Below are 22666 nucleotides of genomic sequence, written 5' to 3' on the forward strand. Positions count from 1 at the left end.
TAATAAAAAGTTTTATTGTTTTATTAAAATTGTAAATATTTAAATGAAAGTTTCCATTATCACCGTCTCATACAACGCAGCCAAAACTATTTTAAAAACCATAGATTCTATTGCGGATCAATCTTATACTAATATTGAATTTATTATTATTGACGGTGGCTCTACCGATGGGACATTAGATATTATTGAAGACAATAAGGAAAAAATTGATATTGTCGTCTCCGAACCAGACAAAGGGGTGTATGATGCCATGAATAAAGGGATTTTAAGAGCAAGCGGCGATTGGATTCTTTTTTTAGGAGCAGATGACTTGTTAGCTAATAACAACGTTATTGAAACGTGTGTTCAGCAGTTTTCATCATCTCATCTCGTGTACGGTGATGTTATTAAAGTACCAGAAAACGAAGTGTATGATGGTGCATTTAACCTTTATAAAATGATTTATAGAAATATCTGCCACCAAGCGATTTTCTTTCATAAAAGTGTATTTAAATTAAAGGGACTTTATCATTTAGATTATAAGGTTAATTCTGATTGGGAGTTTAATTTAAGATGTTTTCAAGACCCTAAAATTAATACAAAATATATACCACTAGTCGTTTCTCATTTTAATACAGAGGGCCTAAGTTCAAATACGGAAGATGTGGCTTTCGAAATCAGAAAAAAACAGCTTATAAAATTAATGCCTATTTGGGTGCGGTTTTGTTATAAATACAGACGAACTTCATTTATAAAATGGATTTCAGGAACCTTTTTAAATTTTGATTATGCCTAGAGTTAGTGTTATAGTTCCAAATTATAATCATGAGAAATTTTTAAGAGGCAGATTAGACTGTATTATTAATCAATCGTATGGTGATTTTGAGTTAATTATCCTAGATGATAAGTCTACCGATAACAGTTTAAAGCTTATTCAAGAGTACGAAACGAAGTTTCCTAATAAGGTACAATTTGTGCCTTCCGAAGAAAATTCAGGTTCCCCATTTAAACAATGGGATAAAGGAATTTCTTTAGCGAAAGGCGAATTAATTTGGATTGCGGAAAGTGATGATTTGGCGTCTACGTCTTTTTTAGAATTTTGTATTCCTTATTTTGATAGTAACGAAAATTTAGGGATGGTTGTAACAAAGTCTAATGCTATAGATGCTTTAGGTCAGGAGATTTCAGAGTATCATCCTATGTTTAAAGGGTATGAGACGAAATTATTTAACGAAAACTCTGATGGATTCAATTATTTTAAGGGTAATGATTTTATTAAAGATTACTTAGTTTATAAATGTCTAATACCAAATGTAAGTGGTACTTTATTTAGTAAGAATGCCTATGTAAAGTCCGGAGGTCTAAATATGAACTTTAGAAGAAATGGAGATTACGATTTGTATTTTAGAATGCTATATAATACAGATGTCGGATTTTTAAATAAAAGTTTAAATAGTACGAGATATCACGATGCTAAATTAACAGCATCTAATAATGCACAGTCGTTTAAAGAACTATCAACAATATTAAAGCCCGTATTTAATAAACTTAAATTGACTGCAAACAAGAGACTGGAAATTATGTCTTTTTACTTTACCGTTTATAAGTATGATATTTACTTAAACAACACCTATACATTTAATGAGAAATTGGCTATTTTTCGTAATTTATCTGAATTAAGTGGTTTACTAAAATTTCGATTTTTAAAATTTATCCTTCAACGTCAGAAAATTGATTTAGCTAAAAAACTAAGAAATTAAATAATGAAGAACATACTTTTTGTTGTCCATGAATCCAAAAAATCTGGAGCGCCATTATTATTGCTTCAGCTTTTAAAAGAATTTAAAAGTCAAGACAGTTTTAAAATAGACATTCTAATTAGTAAAACAGGAGAATTAGATAGTGTATTTGAAAACATTGGTGGTACGTATTTTTATAATCCTACCTATCTTTTAGACTTAGATTTGAAATCTAAAATATTACGTAAAGTTTTAAATGCTGAAACCTCAGTAAAAAAACATCAACATAAATTATATAAGACGTTAGTGCAAAATAAATATGATGCTATTTATTTTAATTCATTGGGATGTCAATCTATGTTTACGTTTTTACAGAATTATCCAGCCAAAAAGTTAACTCATATTCATGAATTGAAAGATGTGGTTTCAGGTATGGATGAGGGTATTGTAAGAAATATGCTTAATACTTCGGATGTTTTAATATCTAGTTGTAAAACTATTACAGAGTTCTTAATAGAATCTTACAATATAGATACCAATAAACTCGTAGAAAATTCTGTATTTTTATTTAAGGATAGAAAGTATGCTATCGATAATCTTGAATCTCCAAATAGACGCTCAAGTAATGTGTTTGTAATAGGAGCCTGTGGTGCTGTTGAATTAAGAAAAGGAGCGGACCTTTTTGTAGATTTCGCTATTCGATTGATTAAAGAAGTTCCAAACACTTCCTTTGAGTTTATATGGGTAGGACATGATAAAACAAGTTTGGGAGACGATTTAAAAGCTAAAATTAGTGGAGAGGGTTTACAAGAACACATAAAATTTGTGGGAAGTACACCAACGCCCGAAACATATTTTAACACCTTTAATTTGTTTTTTCTTTCATCCAGAGAAGAAGCCTTTGGATTGGTAGGCTTGGAAAATGCGTATTGTACAAATCCTTTAATTAGTTTTGATATTAAGGGCGACTTGCCTTTATTTATTAAAAAGTATGACTGCGGAAAAGTAATTCCGAAATATGATTTTGAATCCTTTAAAGATTTTATCTTGCAGTTAATAAGCGATAAAAGTTTTGCAGAATGTTTAGGTGAAAATGGAAGGGAAGCGGTTATTAAAGCTTTTAATATTCAAGATCAAGCAAAAATAATAAGAGAAGCCTTAATTAAGTTATGATATCCATCATTATCCCTTCAAGAAGTGCAGAAGCCTTAAAGTCTATATCTCAAAATATAGCCAAAACTATTGGAGTTCCGTTTGAAATTATTGATTACAATAATTCTGATAATGGCTTCGGAATATGTAAAATATATAATCTTTGCGCACAGAAAGCAAAATATGAAAATTTAGTTTTTTGCCATGATGATATTATTTTTCATAGTTCTAATTGGGGATATAGTTTATTAGAAGTGTTGAATATTAGTAAGATAGGGTTGATTGGTGTCTGTGGGGCTACCTATAAATCTAAATACCCTGCACCATGGGTTTCAATACCTAAAGGCTATTATAGATCAAATTTATTTGAAAAGAATTCAAAACAAGTCGTTGATGAGCAAGCAGACTTTGAGAAAGTTGCTGTGGTAGATGGATGCTTTTTGAGTATGAGAAAAGAGATTTGGAACGAATTTAAGTTTAATGAAACGGAATTAAAAGGGTTTCATATTTACGATATTGATATTTCGGTAAGAATTGGTAAAAAGTATGATGTGGTCGTAGAAAAATCATTTGAAATAGAACATCTATCAGAAGGTGTTTTTAATCATGTTTGGTATGGTGATTCTTTTATTTACCATAAAAACAACAAAGAATTGTTCCCTGCAAAATCAGATGGAGGTAGTGATGAAAAATATTTGGATGGATATGCTCTAAAATCCTTAATTTTAAGAAGTCCTAAATTAAAGATGAAAAGAGCAGAACGCTTAGCTTATCTTTTAAGTTTATTAAAGAGTTACCCAAATCAATTTTCTTTAAGATTATTAAAAACGTTAAAGTGAAAGAAATTATATATTTTATACCCGATGTAGATGCCGGAGTAACGTCTATAGTTCGTAATTTACTTAAATTTAGACCTCAAAGTAATATACATTATAAGGTAATTTTTACGCGACAGATTGAACGCGATTCGGTTTATATAGAAGATCAATTTAATGTAGATGAGCAAATTGTATTTTCTTATAGTAAATATGAAAATTTATATGCTGTAGTAAAACGTTTAAATAAACATGTCTCTAAGGCGTCTGTTTTAGTCGCTAACGATGGCTTAGAATTACGAATGGTACAATTACTAAAGCTGCCTAACCCTTTAGTATATATTATCCATGGAGATTTTAAATATTACTATGGTTTAGTAAATCAAAATCAAGGAATAATAGATCAATATATTGCTTATAGTAAATTTACAGAAGACCAGTTATATTCTAAAATAGATTCATGCAATCATAGTAAAATTAAAATGTTGTATTATCCTGTACCGGAAACAAATAGTTTACCGGACGAGGACAAGCCAACGGACTTGTTATTTGTAGGGTCCTTTAACGAGCGTAAAGGCGTTCAATTTTTATTTAAAATTTATAAAACTATTCAAGCTAAACTTGCTAATGTGAATTTTGTACTGGTGGGAAGTGGCGAAATGGATGCTGAATTAAAGTCACAGTTTAGTTTAGAACCTAAAGTAGTTTTTAAAGGGCAATTAAATAATAGTGAAGTTATACAAGAAATGCAAAATGCAAAGGTATTGTTATTTCCGTCTTTGTCTGAAGGTTTACCAAATGTAGTAGTAGAATCTATGAAGGCAAAATGTGTCCCTGTTTGCAGTGATATAGCAAGTGGAATACCAGATCTTATTGATGATGAAATAACCGGATATCGTGTGCCAATAGGGGATATAACTTTATTTAGTACGGCGACAATCGACTTGTTACAGGATAAAGAAAAAAGGAATACCATTGCTGAGAATGGTTTTAATAAAGCATATCGTATGTTTAACCCGCTTACAAATGCAGAGCACTATGAGGATTTAATACTGAAAATAGAGCCAAAAGAAAAGTTGTTTTTAAATCAGACTTTGGGAGGTGTATTAAATCAAAAATACATGCCTAATGCATTGGTCACTTTAATTAGAAAGTTAAATTTGTCACCGAAACTATAATTCTTATTTTTATAATACGAGGTATAGTGTAAAATAGATATTAGGTTCTATAAAATTTATGTAAGATCATTCGAAAAACAGTTCCTAATTATTGATTGTTTTTTAATAAATATGTTTCTGTAACTGATTGAATTAGAGTGGTTAGATATATGTGGTACAGTGTTACTGTTGCCTGTTTTTATGATAAAAATTATAGATTATAATGTATAAATAAGTGCAATGTTTTATCAATTGTAAAGAGCGGTTTTACCGATTTTTAGCTCTAGTATTATAATTGACTTAGTAATATAGTGTCAAAAATTCTATTTAATTATAAAAATAGTTTAATGCCTCAAAGATTTAATTGAAGATATAGAATTAATAGCTTAATATAAAAATAATGAAAGAACCTTTAGTTTCCGTTTTAATGACGGTATATAATAGAGAAAAGTATATTGCAGAGGCTATAGAGTCTGTTTTGGCTTCTACATACCAAAATTGGGAATTAATAATTGTAGACGACCGTTCTAAAGATTCGTCTGTTGAAATTGCCAATTCATTTAAGGGTAAAGATGATAGAGTTAAGGTTTATATTAACGAGGTGAATTTAGGAGATTACCCGAATAGAAATCAGGCAGCATCTTATGCTAAAGGGAAATATATAAAGTACGTTGATGCAGACGATAAAATTTATCCTTTTGGATTAGAACAACTTGTTTTTTTTATGGAGCAATTTCCTGAAGCAGGTTATGGTCTGTGTTCACTTGCACAAGATAAAATTAAAATGTATCCATTTCAATTAGAACCAATGGAGGCTTATTATAGACACTACTTTGAGCAACAATTATTTCATAAAGCACCTTTGTCGGCTATAATTAAGAAAGATAGTTTTGAAAAGGCTGGGAGGTTTAGTGGTAAACGTATGCTAGGCGATTTTGAGATGTGGCATGTGCTATCTCAAAAATTCCCAGTAGTTTTAATGCCTCAAGGTATTGTTTGGTATAGAGAACATGATGAACAAGAAATGTCTTTGCATAGAAGTGATCCGATGCAACCTTTTAGATATAAGTTATTAGCTGAAGATTTATTAAAAAGTAACAACTGTCCGCTGTCAGCAAGTGATAAAATGCAAGCTTTAAAAATTGTCAAGAGTCAACAGGCATCGGCAATTTTATCAGCAGGTAAACATTATAATATTAAAAAAGGTTTAGAATTGAAAAATGCAAGTGACTTGAACTTTTTAGAAATTATTAAAAATAAACTGTCTTAAAATTGAATATAACTAAAGAAAAGATAATATATATTGCAAAGAACCCATTCAATATTTTTATTTGGATGGTTACTAGGCTACCCTATTTTAAATTTCTTAGAGATTTTGAGCATACAAATTATCCTGTAACTTTTGGTTTTTGGTTTAACCAGAAAGTATTAGGTAATAATAAGGATGCCTATTGGCCAGTTCATAAAAGTTCTAGAGTTGTTGGTGTTCAAAATATATATGTTGGAGTTGGAACCTTTCCAGGCTACCAACGAAATGTGTATATACAAGGCACGGGAAAATTATACTTTGGTGATTACACAGGAGTCGCACAGAATTCTGGAATTTTAAGTGGTAATCATGACATATACGATCATCGAAAATTATCAGCAAAGGATACAACTATCGGATCATATTGTTGGATAGGAATGAATTCAGTTGTTTTGGGAGGAGTAACATTAGGAAATCATACCATTGTGGCTGCAGGGTCTGTGGTTACTAAATCCTTTCCCAAAGGAAATTGTGTGATTGGAGGTGTGCCTGCAAAAGTAATTAGTGAACTTGATCCCAAAAAAGTTGTGGAATATGAAAATAAGGTTAAATATCATGGCTATATTAAACAAGATAGATTTGATAGCTATCGTAGGAAAAATTTAAAAATTTAAAAATTAATTATTACCTTATTTTAGATTAGAGAGGTGAATTTTGTGTAAAAAAATAGTTATGAATAAAGGAGTGCTTTATGTAGCGTCAAATAAAACGTTTTATTTAGAAGAGGCAGTGTTTTCTGCAAAATCATTTAAAAAATATAATAAAAATATACCGATAACAATTTATACAAATCTTAAAGAAGCTGATAATTATAAAGTATTCGATCAAGTTATTTTTGATTATGAAGATTTACATCCATTTTTATATAAAACAAAAGCATTAAATAGCTTTCCTTACCAGAAAACACTATTCGTAGATTCCGATACTATGTTTAAGGGTAGTGTTTACGAGTTATTCCCTTTATTAGATAACTTCGATTTGGCAATCGCAAAACGAATACATGCGGATTGGAATCCTCCAATAAAATTTATTAAATATGAGGATCCATTTCAATTCAATACCGGAGTGTTTTCATATAATGACAGTCAAAATACTAGAGATTTTTTTAAAAAATGGCTTGAAGAAGTTATTAGAGAAAATGAACTGCATAATTATTATCACTTAACCGGAGATCAAGTATGTTTTAATCACTTGTTAATCCATAATGAAATGGATAAACATTGTAATATGAAAATTGTCACAATTCCAAATAGAATTTATAATGCAAGACATATGTTTGGCGAATTAAAAAAAGATAATTTGTTGAATGAGGTTAAAATTTGGCATCAGCATGGCTTAAATAAGTCAATCTTTAATAAAATTAAAGATAAACTGTTCTATAAATTTAAATAATGAAGGTTCTTAAAATTTCAGTAATAATCCCTTTATATAACTCAAGTGAATTTATTAAGGACACCTTACAATCGGTAGTAGATCAATCGTATCAGGATATTGAAATTATTATTATAGATGATAGTTCTACAGATGATTCTTTTAATAAAGCAATAGAATTTCAGTCTGAGAATGTTATTATCAAACACAATAAAGGTAAAGGTGCATGTGCTGCGCGTAATTATGGATTTGAATTAAGTTCTGGAGAATATATACAGTTTTTAGATGCCGACGATATTTTAAGTCTAGATAAGATAGAAAAACAAGTCCAAGCACTTAATGGTTCTCAAACAGAATTGGCTGTATGTAATACGGTTCATTTTATAGAAAAACTAGAAGAAGGGAAGTGTGTGGATCAAGCGTATGTGTATTCAACACCAAAGCCAGAGGCGTTTTTTATTAATTTATGGGGAGGTAATCATTTACCGATGCATATGATACAAACTAGTGCCTGGTTAACGCCTAGAACATTGATTGAAAAAGTAGGGTTATGGGATGAAACTTTAGCAAAAGATCAAGATGGTGAGTTTTTTGCACGTTTAGGTTTGCAAAGTTCAGGTATTTTATATGTTCCCGAGGTTAAAAATTATTACAGAAAGCATAGTTCTGGAAAAAATATAGCTTCTCAAAAAAAAGAAATTCATTTAAATAGTCTTCTTAAAGCTACAAATTTAAAAGCTAAATATTTGTTTTCTAAAACGGAATCTGATGCTTCAAAACAAGCTATTGCAACGCAATATAAACATGTGGCCATAGATGCTTGGCCACAATATAAAACAGTTTATAACACAGCAATTAGTAAATGTAATGCTCTAGGAGGTAGTAATTACAACCCTATTTTGGGTGGGAGAGCAATAGAATTTATTAAGAATACTTTAGGATGGAGAACGGCCAAGTCAGTTGCATTCTATGGTAGAACATTTTTAAACAGATAATCTAAGTAATTTGAAGCACTTACTATTCCTTACCACCAATAATTTAGCCACTAATCCGCGTCTTGTAAAAGAAGTGCAGTTGGCTTTGCAACTCCGGTATCGTGTAACTATTATAATGTTTAAACTTAATAATTGGAGCGATGCTAAAAGTATTCAGCTAAAAGATCAATTATTAAAAATTAATAATAACGACGAAAGTTATTTAACTATAGAAGAAATTGAAGCTATTCCTTCAAATAAATTAAAATGGATTTATTTAGGAATTTCAGAAAAGTTAGCAAAAAAAATATCTGGTTTAATTTCAACACATTTTAAATTAAATGCTTTAGCGAATAATAGAAGGTCTTTACAGATCTACGATTTAGCAAAAAAGAATAAAGATATACCTGATTTAATCTGTGCCCATAATATGGGGGCTTTATATCCTGCTCATGAGTTAAGTGAGTTGTGGAACGTGCCCTTTGTTTTCGACGTAGAAGATTATCATCCTGGCGAAATCGTTTCCACAGATGGAGAAACGGCCAAGAACCGTACCGAGTTTTTAATGAAATCATTTTTACCGAAAGCTAAAAGTCTAACATTTGCTAGTCCGCTTATAGGTAAGTATACTCTAGATTTAATAGGAGGGCATCCTAGTCATGCTGTCGTGTTAAATGGATTTAATGATAATGAATTCAGTTTGTTATCGAGTTCAGAACATGATTTAAATAAAAAAGAAACAGCTTTAAAATTGGTTTGGTTTAGCCAAAAGATTAGTTTTGGACGCGGTTTAGAACAGTTATTTAAAGCTTTAGAAGTGATTTCAAAATCAGACACTAACATAGACCTAAGTTTAACGCTTATAGGTGAATTAGATTCAAATTTTGAGACACAAGAACTTTTAAAAATTTGTAAAGAATTAGAACATACAAATTTGAGTATAACCATAAATGAACCTTTAGGACAACAAGAGCTACATGCCACATTAAATCAGTTTGATATTGGTTTGGCACTAGAATTTAATTCTAGAGACCTAAACAGACAAATATGCTTAACCAACAAAATTATAACGTATGCTCAAGCTGGATTATATATTTTAGCAACAAATACAAAAGCGCAAGAACAGTTTATAACGGATTATCCTGAACTAGGTGTTTTGAGCGATCAATCTGAGTTTGAAATTTCAGAAACCATAGTAAAACTGTATCAGCATAAAGATCAAATTAAAGCGAATAAACCATCTAGATTCCAAAAAGGAAAAACTTTAAGTTGGGATGCAGAACAAATTAAAATTCAAGAACTTTGGAATCAAATACTATAAAAAATAACGTTTTGAAAACAGTACTCATTATATATCCGCATTGGGTTCCTGCAAATTTAGCAGGAGTGCAAAGACCACGTTTAATAGGTAACTACTTAAAGCAATTTGGTTGGAAACCCTTATTACTTACCGTAGATTCTAAATATTATGAGGAAACTCCAGATCCGCATATTTCTAAAACAGCTTCAGAAGATATTGAAGTCATATATACAAAAGCATATAAGGTTTCAAAACCAAGAATTATAGGAGATATTGGCTTAAGAGCATATCCTTTTCTTAAAGAAAAAGCGTTACAAATATGTAAAGAGCGTAAGATAGATTGTATTTGGATTCCGATACCATCATTTTATACTGCTATTTTAGGTCGTGTAATACATGATAAAACAGGGATTCCTTATGGAATTGATTATATCGATCCATGGGTTCGTGATATCACAAATCAAAACGATACTAGAGCAAAACTTAGTCAAACAGTGGCTAGAACTTTAGAGCCTTATGCTGTTAAAAAAGCAGCGTTTATAACAGGAGTATCTACACCGTATTACTGGCCAGTAATTGAACGTAATTTTAAGACACCACCGGTGCATGCAGGTATGCCTTATGGTTTCGACCCAAACGATCATAAATTGAAATTAGAGGGGTTAAAAATGCCATGGGATGGTATAGAGAATTGTAAGCCTTGGATTTATGCAGGGGCCTTTCTTCCAAATTCACATTTATTCATGGATTGCTTTTTTAATGCCATTAAAACATTAAAAGATAATGGAAATTGGGATGCAGATATTAAACTGTTTTTTATAGGAACAGGTCCATATCCCGCTAAGCGTATAACGGCTTATGCAGCAGATTATGGACTAGAAGATATTGTTGTAGAGCAAAGAGAACGTCAGCCTTTTTTAAATATTTTAAACTATTTATCGCAGGCAGATCGCGTCATGTTATTTGGAAGTACAGAGAAACATTATACAGCCTCAAAAACATTTCAATGTTTGTTAAGCGAACGTCCGTTGTTTACTGTTTTACACGCAGAAAGTTCTGCGGTAAAGGTTATTCAAGATGTTAAAGCAGATGCATATTTAGTGCCTTATACTGAAGGTGATACTAAAGCTAAAATTGTAGATGAAATGGTAAATGTTTTAAATCCATATCAAAATGTTGCATCTTGGTCTCCAGAATTACAATTGTTAGATCAATATTCTTCTAAACAATCAGCGAAAGTGTTGGCTGAAGTTATGGATGAAGTTTTAAACCAAAACTAAATAATTTGAAAAAATTAGCAATAGTCACGACGCATCCTATACAATATTATGCACCTTGGTTTAGATTAATGGCTGAGAGACAAAATGTAGCCATTAAAGTGTTTTATACATGGTCTCAAGCTGCAGCAGAAGTAAAAGATAAAACATTTGGTAGAACTATTAAATGGGACATTCCATTATTAGATGGATATACTTACGAGTTTATAAATAATATTTCGGCAGATCCAGGAACACACCATAAAAACGGAATTGATTGTCCAGAATTAAATGATAAAATTAATAACTGGAAACCAGACGCTATTTTAATCTTTGGATGGTACTTAAAAAGTCACTTAAATGCGATGACCTATTTTAAGGGAAAAATACCTGTTTGGTTTAGAGGCGACTCTACATTGCTAGATGATAGCCCTGGAATTAGACAAGTATTACGAAAATATTATTTAACATATATATACAGGTCAATAGATAAAGCATTTTATGTAGGTTCTCAGAATAAAGCCTATTTTAAATCCGTAGGATTAAAAGAGAGTCAATTAATATTGGCACCTCATGCGATTGATAATGAGCGCTTTAATGATTCGGAAAATGATAATTATGAGGGTTTAGCTTTAAATTGGCGTAAAGAGCTAGGCTATGCTTCAGATGATTTAGTCGTGTTATTTGCTGGTAAATTTGAATCTAAAAAGCAACCCGATTTTTTATTGAAAGCGGTTCAAAAAGTAAATAAAACTTTAAAAAAACCTTTAAAGTTATTAATGGTTGGTCATGGACCTCTAGAAAATGAATTACTTGAGTTAGCAGAAAATGATTCTAATATAAAATTTATACCTTTCCAGAATCAGAGTAAAATGCCTATTTTATATCGTTTAGGAAATGTGTTTTGTTTACCATCTAAAGGCCCAGGAGAAACTTGGGGATTGGCTATAAATGAGGCTATGGCTTCTTCTAGACCCGTTATTGTGAGTACTAAGGTAGGTTGTGCTACAGATGTTATAAATGTTGGTTCTAATGGTTTTGTCTTTAATTTTAATGATGAAGCAGAGTTATTGGATGTGTTTAGTTCTCTTTCATTAGAACGTTTGAAAACTATGGGAGAAGTCTCAAAAAAAGATATTAATCAATGGAATTTTAAAGCTATCGTTGAAGCTCTAGAAAGTAATTTAAAAGAAGATTAAATTAAATGGGAGGATGGACTCTTATAGGCTGTATCGCTGTTATGTATTTAGGATTCTTATTCGTTAAACGTTTAGGAAAAAGCGTGCCTATATTAGAGTTAATGACTTTAATAGCAGGATTACAATGGATTATTGGCCCTATAATAGAATATGCTAATCCATCTCACCATTATAAATATCATATGTATGTAGATCAAGGAACTTATATGAGTTTTATTGTTCCTGCATATTTAGCCTTTATGTTATTAGTGCTTTATGGAATTAAAAAGACGACAACTTATAAACTGCCTATATCTAAATTAGAAAATTTTTCTAAATATGGTTTAATAATTTTTGGTATTGGAGTAGTGTTTGATTTAGGAGGAGGTTTTTTACCAGGAGCTTTAAAGTTTTTTGGTTTTTTACTTTCAAATTTCAAGTTTGCAGGAGCTATAATTTTATTCTTTTCAAAAGATGCTTTACTAAAAAAAGTGTTTTATGGTGCAATTGCTTATCTTTTTGTAATGGCTTTAGCAAAAGCTTTGTTTCATGATTTAATTTTGTGGTCTGTTTTCTTTTATATGTTTTGGGCAATAAAAAATAAACCTTCTATCAGCTTTATTCTAACAACGTTTTTAATTGGTGCTTTATCTTTAACAACATTGCAAACCATAAAGGCAGCCTACCGGAGTCAAGTCTGGAACGGCTATTCTGGAAATAAATTAGAATTATTTTTCACTTTAATGACAGAATCAATAGAAGCAGGGGATACAACAAATGAAGCTGAAGAAGGAGAAGTAGGTACAAATGTAAGATTGAATCAGGGTTGGATTATAAGTGCTGTAATGTATCATATACCTGACTTTAGCCCTTATTTAGAAGGAGAAACTATAGAAAGTGCTGTTTTTTCTTCTGCTTTACCTCGCTTTTTAAATCCGAATAAATCAAAAGCTGGAGGTCAAGAAAATTTTAGAAGATTTTCAGGTTTAGAATTAACTGATGGGACATCTATGGGAATTAGTATTATAGGTGAAGCTTATGGTAATTACGGTGTTACGGGAGGGATTCTCTTTATGGGGATTTGGGGGTTTTTCTTAGCTAAAGTTTGGTCTAGATTATTAAAAATAGTTTTAAGTAACATTGTTTTTGTAGCTTTCTTACCATTAGTATTCTTACAAGTTATTAAAGCAGAAACAGAATTGGTGGTTGTTTTAAATCATTTAATAAAATCAATCATAGTTGTACTGATGTTTTTCTGGTATGCTAAGAATTATATGAATTGGAAATTTTCAAATGGGACTAAAGCTTAATTACATTTTCAGAAAACGCCTACCTCAATATAATAGTATTGAAGAGTTGTTTGGTGCTATTCAAGCTAGACTTAAAGATAACGTAGATGTAGAAAGCCAAGAACTACAATTTTCAGGAGGGAGTCCTATTGTCATTTTAAAAAATATTTTAAATTTCAAAAAGAAGTCTGTAAATCAAGTTAATCATATTACTGGAGATGTAAACTACATGGCCTTGGTTACAGGAAGTAAATCTGTACTCACTATTCATGATATTGGCTCTATTTTAAAAGGCAACATATTAAAACGCACTTATCTTAAGCTTGTTTGGTTTACTTTACCATCCATGTTTATTAAGAAAATTACAGTGATTTCAGAATTTACAAAAAATGAATTAACTAAAGTTATTCCTTTTGCTACGGATAAAATTCAAGTGGTTTATAACCCTGTGAATTCGCAATTGGTTTATTGTCCGAAGAAAAAGGTATCTGTTTGTCCAAATATTTTATTGATAGGAACTAAGCCAAATAAAAATATTGAACGTACTTTTGAGGCTTTAAACGGAATATCTTGTAAATTAACGATAATAGGTAAATTGACAGAAATTCAGTTAGCGCTTTTAAAAACGTACAACTTAGAATATAAGTCAATGTTTCAAATTCCTTACAATGATATTGTTGAAGCTTATAAATCATCTGATTTGGTTTTGTTTGCTTCAACTTATGAAGGTTTTGGAATGCCAATTATAGAAGCTCAGGCTATTGGTCGTCCCGTAATTACGTCTAATATTGGAGCTATGAAGGAGGTTGCGTTGGATAGTGCTTATTTAGTAGATCCATATAATATTGATGAGATAAGAACAGGAGTGAAGACTATTTTATCTGGTAAAAGTGTACAAGATGAATTAATTAGAAAAGGACAAGAAAATGTAAAGCGGTTTCATATTGATAAAATTGCTGAAGATTATTTAACTATTTATAAGGAAGTTGCTAATGCCTAAGAAAGAAAAAATATTAATTTTTATAGATTGGTTTTTGCCAGGTTACAAAGCCGGTGGACCAATTCAGTCTGTAAATAATATTGTGTTTCATCTTCATGATGAATTTGATATTTCTATAGTGACTTCAAATAAAGATTTAGGGGAATCTGCTCCTTATAAAGATTTAGAGTTTAATACTTGGCAAGTCAAAACAAATTATAAAGTGATGTATTTAGATGATGAACATCAGAATAGCAAGCTTTATAAAAAATTGATTGAAGAGGAAGATTATAATTATGTGTATTTTAATTCTTTATTTTCGGTAAAATTCACATTACTTCCATTATGGACATTCAGAAAGACATCCTTAAAGCAGATTTTAGCACCCAGAGGTATGGTTGGTAAAGGGGCTTTAGCTATAAAACCTTTAAAAAAGAAAGTGTTTATCTCTTTATTTAAATTAAACGGATTGCATAAAAAAGTAGTTTGGCATGCAACTTCTGGTTTAGAAAAAGAAGAAATTGAAGATCAGTTTGGGCACGATTTAGATATTCGTATAGCTCCAAATTTGTCTTCTAAAATGGGAGTATATCAAGATAAAGAAAAAGAAGTGAAAAGTTTAAATGTATTTTTCCTTTCTAGAATTGCACTAAAGAAAAATTTACTAAAAGCTTTAGAGTATTTATCTCATACCAATTCTGATTATAAAATTAAGTTTTCAATAATTGGTCCGATAGATGAAGCAGACTATTGGCAATCTTGTGAAGCATACATAAAAAAAATGCCGAAACATGTTGAGGTAACTTATTTAGGAGCAATTCCTAATTATAAATTAAAAGACACATTAAAAAATCAGCATGTATTGTTATTACCGACTATGCATGAGAATTTCGGACATGTAATTATGGAATCTTGGCAAAATGGATGTCCCATTATAATTTCAGACCAAACACCATGGGATGAACTTCAAGAAAAACATATAGGATATTCTGTACCTTTGTCTAAACCTGAAGCGTTTGTAAATAAAATCAATTTTTTTGCAGAAATGAATGAGGTTAGTTTTAATACATGGTCTAAATTTTCTTATGATTTTGCAGCAATATTTACTCAAAAACCACAACTTGTAATCGATACTAAGAAATTATTTAAATAGAATAAAAAATAAATATAATGAAAAGAATATTAATAACTGGAGGAGCAGGTTTTGTAGGTTCACATTTATGTGAACGCTTATTAAACGAAGGTAATGAAGTAATTTGTTTAGATAATTATTTTACAGGAAGTAAAAAGAATATCGAACATTTAATGGATCATCATTATTTTGAATTGGTACGTCACGATGTGACAGAACCTTTCATGATTGAAGCTGATGAAATTTATAACATGGCGTGTCCTGCATCACCAGTACATTATCAATATAATCCTATAAAAACGATTAAAACGTCTGTAATGGGAGCGATTAATATGTTAGGTTTAGCAAAACGTGTTAAAGCTAAAATATTACAAGCATCGACTAGTGAAGTATATGGAGATCCTGCAGTACATCCCCAACCAGAATCGTATTGGGGAAATGTAAATCCAATTGGATTACGTTCTTGTTATGATGAAGGAAAACGTTGTGCTGAAACGTTGTTTATGGATTATCATTTACAGAATCAGGTTGATGTTAAGATTATTAGAATTTTTAATACCTATGGTCCAAATATGAATCCTAATGATGGGCGTGTCGTATCTAACTTCATCGTCCAAGCATTAAAAGGTCAGGACATTACGATGTTCGGAGACGGAAGTCAGACACGTTCTTTTCAGTATGTTGATGATTTAGTAGAAGGATCTATTCGTATGATGGGAAGCCGAGATGGTTTCACAGGCCCTGTAAACATTGGTAATCCAGTAGAATTTACTATGATGGAATTGGCAAGTAAAGTTATAGAAATGACTAATTCTACGTCTAAAATTATTTATTTACCATTACCTCAAGACGATCCTTTACAACGTAAACCGGTTATTGATTTAGCTAAGAAGGAATTAAACGGATGGGAACCAAAAATTCATTTAGAAGAAGGTTTGGTAAAAACAATTAGCTACTTCGATAATTTACTTAAAGCTGAACACTAATTTGAAAACGGATTTATCAACTTATAATAATAACTGGTATCAGCCAGGAAGTAAACTTAAAATCTTACTCTGGTATTTTGTTAATGTGTTGTTTTTTATAAATCCTTTAAATCCTGTGTCTAGTATAAAAGTGTTTCTTTTGAAACGTTTTGGAGCTAAAATAGGTACAGGGGTTGTCATAAAGCCTGGTGTGAATATAAAATATCCATGGTTATTAACTATTGGTGATTATTCATGGATAGGAGAGAAGGTTTGGATCGATAATCTAGCAAAAGTGACTATAGGTAATCATGCTTGTATATCTCAAGAAGCCATGTTATTATGTGGGAATCATAATTATAAAAAATCGACTTTCGATTTAATGATTGGAGAAATTATAATTGATAATGGGGCTTGGATTGGAGCAAAATCTGTTGTTTGTCCGGGTGTAATTGTGGAATCCCATGCTATTTTAGCAGTAAATTCTGTAGCGACAAAAACATTAGAAGCAAATTATATTTATCAAGGAAACCCAGCAAAACAAATACGAAAAAGAGAATAAACTAATGAAAGTTTCGATAATTACAGCTACATATAATAGTGAAAAAACTATAGAAGATTGCTTTAAATCTGTTTTAAATCAAAGTTATGATAACATTGAATATATTATAATTGACGGAGCTTCTACAGATGGAACATTAAATATTCTTGAAACTTTTAAGCAAAAACATAAAAATATAATTAGTGTGTCTGAACCTGATAAAGGTATTTATGATGCATTAAATAAAGGAATTGAAAAAGCGACTGGAGATGTTGTTGGTTTTTTGCATTCTGATGATTTTTTTGCTTCAAATGAAACAATTAGTCATATTGTTAGTGCATTCAATTTAGAAGATATAGACGGTGTTTATGGTGATTTACATTACATAAATGCTACAAATTCTGAAAAAATTGTTAGAAATTGGAAGAGTCAACCCTTCTTAACAAAATTATTAAAACAAGGTTGGATGCCAGCTCATCCGACTTTGTTTTTAAAAAAAGCAGTCTATATAAAGCACGGATTATTCAATTTAAATTTTAAAATAGCAGCAGATTACGATTTAATGTTACGTATTTTTAAAGATGTTACGCTTCAATTTAAATATCTTCCAGAAGTAATTACTAAAATGCGAGTAGGAGGAGCAAGTAATAGAAGTTTGAAAAATATCTGGTTAAAAACAAGAGAGGATTATATGGCTGTAAAAGGTAATAAATTAGGAAGTCCGATACTCGTTATATGTTCTAAAAACTTATCTAAGATTCCTCAATTATTTAAAAAGTAAAAACTATTTTTGCAAAATAAGATACAAAGAAATGCCTTTTAAGTATTTTTTTGACTAAGTTTTGTATATTTCTATATTAAACAGAAATTAATGTCTCTAATTTTATTAAGGACATTAGGTCTTTAGATTTTTTGTTTTAGAATTTTATTTTTTATTAAACCAACCCCAAATTGTACAATATTTAATGACGTTGCACAGTTGTATTTAAATAGCTATTAATGAATTTATTAACCTCAATTATAGATAGTGGAAATGGAACCGTTTTATTGTTGTTTCCTTTTTTATTAGCTTTAGTTACTGCTTTTTTAGCTTTTCCAACTATTATTTTTATAGCACATGCTAAACAATTAGTAGATGTTCCCGACAAACGAAGTGTACATTCCAAAACAGTGCCTACTCTTGGTGGTATCGGAATCTTTTTTGCAGTTGCAATTGTACTTACATTATCAGGAGCTTTTTTACAAGCTAAATTATTAATGCCAATTGTGGGCGCGTTAATAATTCTGTTTTTTTTAGGTGTAAAAGACGATATTTTAATCTTATCACCTAAGAAAAAAATGCTTGGTCAGGTTATTGCATCCTTGATGGTTATTATAATCACGGATATTAGGATTATGACATTTTCTGGTATTTTAGGTATTGGTAGTTTGCCTTATTTTGTTTCTATTGGCTTTACTTTATTTGTGTTTATTTTAATAATAAATGCATATAATTTAATTGATGGTTTAGATGGGTTAGCTGGGTCTGTTGGACTTCTGGTCTCACTGTTTTATGGTTTCTTGTTTTTTAAAATGCAGGAGATGACATTAACAGTGGTGTCTTTGTCACTTGTAGGTGCGCTCATTCCTTTTCTTTATTTTAACTTTTCTAAAGTTAGAAAAATTTTTATGGGAGATACGGGGTCTATGGTTGTTGGTTTTCTATTAGCGTTTCAGTCGATAGCCTTTATATCAATGAATCAATTACAGGTAGGAAGTCAATTTCATTTAAATGCACCAATTTTAGTCTTGGCAATTTTGTTTTTTCCTTTACTAGATACACTTCGTATTTTTTATGTTCGTGTAGTTATTTATAAGAAACATCCATTTAGCCCAGACAAAAATCATATTCATCATCAAATGTTACAATTAGGTTTAAAACATTGGCAGGTAACTATTGTTATTTCTATAGCATCTACATCTGTATTAATCTTTGCTTTACTTGTTCAAGGTTTAAGTGTGAATATGCAATTATTGGTCGTTATACTAGCAGGACTCATTATGTTTTCTTTACCCTTTTTTATTAATTATAGTGTGTTTAAAAAACGAATTAAGATGAATAAATTATTAAAAAAACTACACTTAATTAGTTATTCTAAAGCGAAATAAAACATTTGTGATTGAATGTATTACGTTTATATTTGTAAATCATTTTAAAAAATATTTTAATGAAATTATTTAGATTGCTAGGGATATTCTTAGCTTTTCTTTTTATAACGTCTTGTGCTACTAAAAAGGAAATTTTGTATTTTCAAGATTATGAAAATATACCACAGGAAGTTATTCTTAACACAACAAAAATTCAAATTAATGATATCTTAAGTATTTCTGTAAAGTCTTTAATCGCAGAAGCTGCAGAACCTTATAATAGAGTTAGCTCTACGAGTGGTAGTGCTAATAATACTAGTGCCTTAAAACAACAGGGGTATTTGGTTTCGTCTACAGGTGAAATTACATTTCCTATTTTAGGCAAGCTTCAAGTGATAAATAAATCTACGAAAGAATTAGAAGACTACATCAGACAGATTTTAATACAAGGAGGTCATTTAAAAGATCCTACTATAATTGTTCGTATTGTTAATTCGAAATTTACGGTTTTGGGGGCGGTAGGTCATGCCGGGACCTATGATTATGATGAGGAAACAATAACCTTACCTCAAGCACTTGGTATGGCTGGTGATTTGTCTATAAATGGTGTTCGTGAAGATGTTATGATTATAAGAGAAGTGGATCAGGTACGTACGGTTGCTCATATTGATATGACAAAAACAGATTGGTTTACAAGTCCGTATTACACGATTAAACAAAATGACGTTATCGTAGTTAATCAAAATGGGCCAGCGGTGAAGAAAGCTGGATACATTACAAATTATACCGGTTTATTTGGAGTTGTGTCATTTGCTTTAACCTTAATTTTATTATTAAAAAATTAGAAATTATGGCAGAAGAGTTTATGAATAATAATAATGAAGAAGATAATACTTCTGGTATAAATATAAAAGAAGAAATTTTAAACTATTTACATTATTGGAAATGGTTTGTTTTATGTTTTATTATTGGTATTACAGCTGCATTTCTTTATTTAAGATATACACCAGAAATATATAGTTCTTACGCTAAAATTAAGATTTTAGATGAATCTAAAGGCTTAGAATTGTCACCTCAAGTAGGAGGAGCGATGTTCTCTGAGGCTAAAAGTCTTGAAAATGAAATTCAGATTATAAAATCTAATCGTTTATTAGCGAAAGTTGTAGATAGTTTAGATTTACATATTAGATATTTTATTCAAGGACAATTTACAGAGAAAGAACAATGGAAAGGTGCTTTGAAATTAGTATACTTAAAACCTAATAATCAAATTACCGGAGCAACTTTTAATATTGAGATTACCGATAATGGTTTAAATATAAGTAAAGGCAAGGACCATTTAAATGAATTTTCTATAAAAGGTTACAATTTAAATTCTCCAAAAGAAGGGTTTCCATTTTTAATTCAATCTGAAAGTTGGATTAAAAAACATGTTGGGTTAACATATATCGTTACTGTACAATCTATTTCATCTGCCGCTAATAATTTAGCTAATGCTATTTCTGTTGGTAAAGTTGGAACGACAGATATTTTACAATTATCCATTGCAGGAGAAAATAGAGAAAGATCAGAAGATGCTTTAAATAAAATTGTAGAACAATTTAATGAAGATGGCGTAATTGATCGTCAATTGGTGTTTCAAAGAACAATTGATTTTGTAGATGATCGTTTTGTTTATTTAGCAGCGGAATTAGATTCTATTGAAGTTGGTAAAAAGGATTTTCAGCAAGATAATGAACTTGTAACATTTAGTGCAGATGTTGGTTACAGTATGGGAAAACGAATATCTTCTGAAGATGCTGTTATTAAACTAGAAAATCAAATAGCTTTAGCTAAATTATTAGAAGAGCCTTTGGCTAATAATGATTTGAGTGCTTTGATGCCTGAAAATGTTGGATTAGAGAGTGCTAATACCAATGGTATTGTTTCCCAATATAATACTATAGTGCTTCAGCGTGAAAATTTAATTGCCAGTGCCGGTGAGCAAAACCCTATGGTCGTTGCTTTAAATCGTCAGCTTTTAGATCTTAGAGGTAATTTAAAGGTGTCTTTAAACTCTTATTTTAAACAGTTAAATACTTCATTAAATAGCTTGCAGAAAGAAGAAGTAACTGCAAAAGGTTTAGTTAGGGGAATGCCTGTAAAAGAGAAAATATTACGTTCTATTGAGCGTCAACAAAATATTAAAGAAAATTTATATTTATTATTACTTCAAAAACGTGAAGAAGCTGCAATTAACCTAGCAATTACATCTCCATCTGTTAAAGTTGTAGAGTATGCCTCAAGCTCAGGTAGACCTGTAAGTCCGGATGCTAAGGGGATTTATATGAAAAGTATTTTAGGTGCTTTGTTATTGCCTTTTGGTATTTTATTTCTTGTATTTAAGGCTGATACTAAAATTAATGATAAAACAGATGTCCTAAAGTTATCGAGCAGAGTTCCTCTTATTGGGGAAATTCCAGAACTTAAGAATGGGCATAGATTATTTGAAAATCCTCACGATAGAACTGTTTTAGCTGAATCATTTAGAATTTTAATAGCCAATTTAAAATATACATTAGCTCCTAAACAAAATAGTGAAGCACATATTGTTTATGTTACTTCTACGATAAAAGGGGAAGGAAAAACATTTGTATCTGTTAATTTATCATTAGCTCTTTCTAGTATTAACAAAAAGGTGTTATTGATTGGTGCAGATTTAAGAAATCCTAAAATTGATGTCACAGATGGTTCTAAAAAGGCAAAAGGACTTTCGAATTATCTTCTCGAACCTGATTCAGATTGGAGGACATATTTACAAAAGAGTACTTATAATGTAAATTATATGGATGTTTTAACTGCTGGTACTATTCCTCCAAATCCAACAGAGTTATTGTCTAATGGTAAATTAAAAGACCTCATTGATGAAGCTAAAGGTTTATATGATTATATAATTGTTGATACGGCTCCTATTATTCTCGTTTCAGATACTTTATTAATTTCGCAATATGCAGATGCTACCGTTTATGTAACAAGAGCAGGGGTTACAGAGAAAAAATTATTAGGTTTCTCTCGTGAATTATACGATAACAAAAAACTTAATAATATGGTTTATGTTGTAAATAGTATAAGTGACTCTAAAAACTCTAGAGGATATGGCTATAATTATGGTTATGGTTACGGGTATCATCAAGAGAAAAGGGGCGTTAAAAAATATTCTTGGAATTGGTTTAAAGATGGTATTAAAGACAAAATAAGAAAGTTTTAAACTTTAATTTATATTTTTAGATTATCATTTAAAGAGATAAAAAAGAAGAACCTAAACACAAGATGTATTTAGGTTCTTCTTTTTTATAATTATTTTATGCCCTATAAACGTAATTGGTATTTTGTTTATGATTTAATTCCTTATTGAGTCTTATTT

The 22666-nt window shown here is 30.4% G+C and carries 21 protein-coding genes; all 21 read left to right on the forward strand.

Going from position 1 to position 22666, the window contains the following annotated elements; genetic code table 11:
• Positions 1-43 precede the first annotated feature (43 nt).
• A complete protein-coding gene (locus tag GQR95_RS07940) occupies positions 44-775 on the forward strand; it encodes a glycosyltransferase family 2 protein (protein ID WP_159022665.1) in 732 nt (243 codons plus the stop codon).
• Positions 768-1739, forward strand: a complete 972-nt coding sequence (locus GQR95_RS07945; RefSeq protein WP_159022666.1) for a glycosyltransferase family 2 protein — start codon at positions 768-770, stop codon at positions 1737-1739. The genes GQR95_RS07940 and GQR95_RS07945 overlap by 8 nt, the downstream gene beginning before the upstream one ends.
• Positions 1740-1742: 3 nt before the next feature.
• On the forward strand, positions 1743-2891 hold the full coding sequence (locus GQR95_RS07950) for a glycosyltransferase family 4 protein (protein ID WP_159022667.1): 1149 nt from the start codon (positions 1743-1745) through the stop codon (positions 2889-2891).
• On the forward strand, positions 2888-3709 hold the full coding sequence (locus tag GQR95_RS07955) for a glycosyltransferase (RefSeq protein ID WP_159022668.1): 822 nt from the start codon (positions 2888-2890) through the stop codon (positions 3707-3709). The genes GQR95_RS07950 and GQR95_RS07955 overlap by 4 nt, the downstream gene beginning before the upstream one ends.
• Positions 3706-4863: a glycosyltransferase family 4 protein gene (locus tag GQR95_RS07960; RefSeq protein WP_159022669.1), complete on the forward strand. Its 1158-nt coding sequence runs from the start codon at positions 3706-3708 to the stop codon at positions 4861-4863. Before GQR95_RS07955 ends, GQR95_RS07960 begins: the two co-directional genes overlap by 4 nt.
• Positions 4864-5242: 379 nt before the next feature.
• On the forward strand, positions 5243-6112 hold the full coding sequence (locus tag GQR95_RS07965; protein ID WP_159022670.1) for a glycosyltransferase family A protein: 870 nt from the start codon (positions 5243-5245) through the stop codon (positions 6110-6112).
• Positions 6113-6114: 2 nt separating this feature from the next.
• On the forward strand, positions 6115-6765 hold the full coding sequence (locus GQR95_RS07970) for a DapH/DapD/GlmU-related protein (RefSeq protein WP_233266022.1): 651 nt from the start codon (positions 6115-6117) through the stop codon (positions 6763-6765).
• 58 nt (positions 6766-6823) lie between these two features.
• Complete coding sequence (locus GQR95_RS07975) at positions 6824-7543, forward strand: putative nucleotide-diphospho-sugar transferase (RefSeq protein ID WP_159022671.1); 720 nt, start codon at positions 6824-6826, stop codon at positions 7541-7543.
• The gene (locus GQR95_RS07980) at positions 7543-8517 is read left to right on the forward strand and encodes a glycosyltransferase family 2 protein (protein WP_159022672.1); all 975 of its coding nucleotides are present in this window, start codon (positions 7543-7545) and stop codon (positions 8515-8517) included. Before GQR95_RS07975 ends, GQR95_RS07980 begins: the two co-directional genes overlap by 1 nt.
• Positions 8518-8527: 10 nt before the next feature.
• Positions 8528-9817 carry a hypothetical protein gene (locus GQR95_RS07985; protein WP_159022673.1) on the forward strand — a complete coding sequence of 430 codons (1290 nt, stop codon included), beginning with the start codon at positions 8528-8530 and terminating at the stop codon, positions 9815-9817.
• Between the two features lie 11 nt (positions 9818-9828).
• Complete coding sequence (locus GQR95_RS07990; RefSeq protein WP_159022674.1) at positions 9829-11076, forward strand: hypothetical protein; 1248 nt, start codon at positions 9829-9831, stop codon at positions 11074-11076.
• 5 nt (positions 11077-11081) lie between these two features.
• Complete coding sequence (locus tag GQR95_RS07995; protein ID WP_159022675.1) at positions 11082-12251, forward strand: glycosyltransferase family 4 protein; 1170 nt, start codon at positions 11082-11084, stop codon at positions 12249-12251.
• A 5-nt stretch (positions 12252-12256) separates the two neighbouring features.
• Entirely contained in the window at positions 12257-13540 is a 1284-nt protein-coding gene (locus tag GQR95_RS08000) for a hypothetical protein (RefSeq protein ID WP_159022676.1), read from the forward strand.
• Positions 13524-14519, forward strand: coding sequence for a glycosyltransferase family 1 protein (locus GQR95_RS08005; RefSeq protein WP_159022677.1), 996 nt, complete (start codon positions 13524-13526; stop codon positions 14517-14519). Before GQR95_RS08000 ends, GQR95_RS08005 begins: the two co-directional genes overlap by 17 nt.
• The gene (locus GQR95_RS08010; RefSeq protein WP_159022678.1) at positions 14512-15651 is read left to right on the forward strand and encodes a glycosyltransferase family 4 protein; all 1140 of its coding nucleotides are present in this window, start codon (positions 14512-14514) and stop codon (positions 15649-15651) included. Before GQR95_RS08005 ends, GQR95_RS08010 begins: the two co-directional genes overlap by 8 nt.
• A 17-nt stretch (positions 15652-15668) precedes the next feature.
• Positions 15669-16616, forward strand: coding sequence for a UDP-glucuronic acid decarboxylase family protein (locus tag GQR95_RS08015; RefSeq protein WP_159022679.1), 948 nt, complete (start codon positions 15669-15671; stop codon positions 16614-16616).
• A gap of 1 nt (position 16617) precedes the next feature.
• Positions 16618-17157, forward strand: coding sequence for a WcaF family extracellular polysaccharide biosynthesis acetyltransferase (locus tag GQR95_RS08020; RefSeq protein ID WP_159022680.1), 540 nt, complete (start codon positions 16618-16620; stop codon positions 17155-17157).
• 4 nt (positions 17158-17161) lie between these two features.
• On the forward strand, positions 17162-17917 hold the full coding sequence (locus GQR95_RS08025) for a glycosyltransferase family 2 protein (protein ID WP_159022681.1): 756 nt from the start codon (positions 17162-17164) through the stop codon (positions 17915-17917).
• Positions 17918-18135: 218 nt separating this feature from the next.
• Positions 18136-19284: a glycosyltransferase family 4 protein gene (locus GQR95_RS08030; protein WP_159022682.1), complete on the forward strand. Its 1149-nt coding sequence runs from the start codon at positions 18136-18138 to the stop codon at positions 19282-19284.
• Positions 19285-19343: 59 nt separating this feature from the next.
• A complete protein-coding gene (locus tag GQR95_RS08035) occupies positions 19344-20108 on the forward strand; it encodes a polysaccharide biosynthesis/export family protein (RefSeq protein WP_159022683.1) in 765 nt (254 codons plus the stop codon).
• Between the two features lie 5 nt (positions 20109-20113).
• Positions 20114-22510, forward strand: a complete 2397-nt coding sequence (locus GQR95_RS08040; protein ID WP_159022684.1) for a tyrosine-protein kinase — start codon at positions 20114-20116, stop codon at positions 22508-22510.
• The last annotated feature ends 156 nt before the right edge of the window (positions 22511-22666 follow it).

Origin of the sequence: Formosa sp. L2A11 (assembly GCF_009796865.1) — a bacterium.
Taxonomy (GTDB): Bacteria; Bacteroidota; Bacteroidia; order Flavobacteriales; family Flavobacteriaceae; genus Formosa.

Coding starts and splice junctions, on each gene's coding strand:
- GQR95_RS07940 (WP_159022665.1), top strand. CDS start 44: ATGAAAGTTTCCATTATCACCGTCTCATACAACGCAGCCAAAACTATT.
- GQR95_RS07945 (WP_159022666.1), top strand. CDS start 768: ATGCCTAGAGTTAGTGTTATAGTTCCAAATTATAATCATGAGAAATTT.
- GQR95_RS07950 (WP_159022667.1), top strand. CDS start 1,743: ATGAAGAACATACTTTTTGTTGTCCATGAATCCAAAAAATCTGGAGCG.
- GQR95_RS07955 (WP_159022668.1), top strand. CDS start 2,888: ATGATATCCATCATTATCCCTTCAAGAAGTGCAGAAGCCTTAAAGTCT.
- GQR95_RS07965 (WP_159022670.1), top strand. CDS start 5,243: ATGAAAGAACCTTTAGTTTCCGTTTTAATGACGGTATATAATAGAGAA.
- GQR95_RS07975 (WP_159022671.1), top strand. CDS start 6,824: ATGAATAAAGGAGTGCTTTATGTAGCGTCAAATAAAACGTTTTATTTA.
- GQR95_RS07980 (WP_159022672.1), top strand. CDS start 7,543: ATGAAGGTTCTTAAAATTTCAGTAATAATCCCTTTATATAACTCAAGT.
- GQR95_RS08000 (WP_159022676.1), top strand. CDS start 12,257: ATGGGAGGATGGACTCTTATAGGCTGTATCGCTGTTATGTATTTAGGA.
- GQR95_RS08005 (WP_159022677.1), top strand. CDS start 13,524: ATGGGACTAAAGCTTAATTACATTTTCAGAAAACGCCTACCTCAATAT.
- GQR95_RS08010 (WP_159022678.1), top strand. CDS start 14,512: ATGCCTAAGAAAGAAAAAATATTAATTTTTATAGATTGGTTTTTGCCA.
- GQR95_RS08015 (WP_159022679.1), top strand. CDS start 15,669: ATGAAAAGAATATTAATAACTGGAGGAGCAGGTTTTGTAGGTTCACAT.
- GQR95_RS08025 (WP_159022681.1), top strand. CDS start 17,162: ATGAAAGTTTCGATAATTACAGCTACATATAATAGTGAAAAAACTATA.
- GQR95_RS08030 (WP_159022682.1), top strand. CDS start 18,136: ATGAATTTATTAACCTCAATTATAGATAGTGGAAATGGAACCGTTTTA.
- GQR95_RS08035 (WP_159022683.1), top strand. CDS start 19,344: ATGAAATTATTTAGATTGCTAGGGATATTCTTAGCTTTTCTTTTTATA.
- GQR95_RS08040 (WP_159022684.1), top strand. CDS start 20,114: ATGGCAGAAGAGTTTATGAATAATAATAATGAAGAAGATAATACTTCT.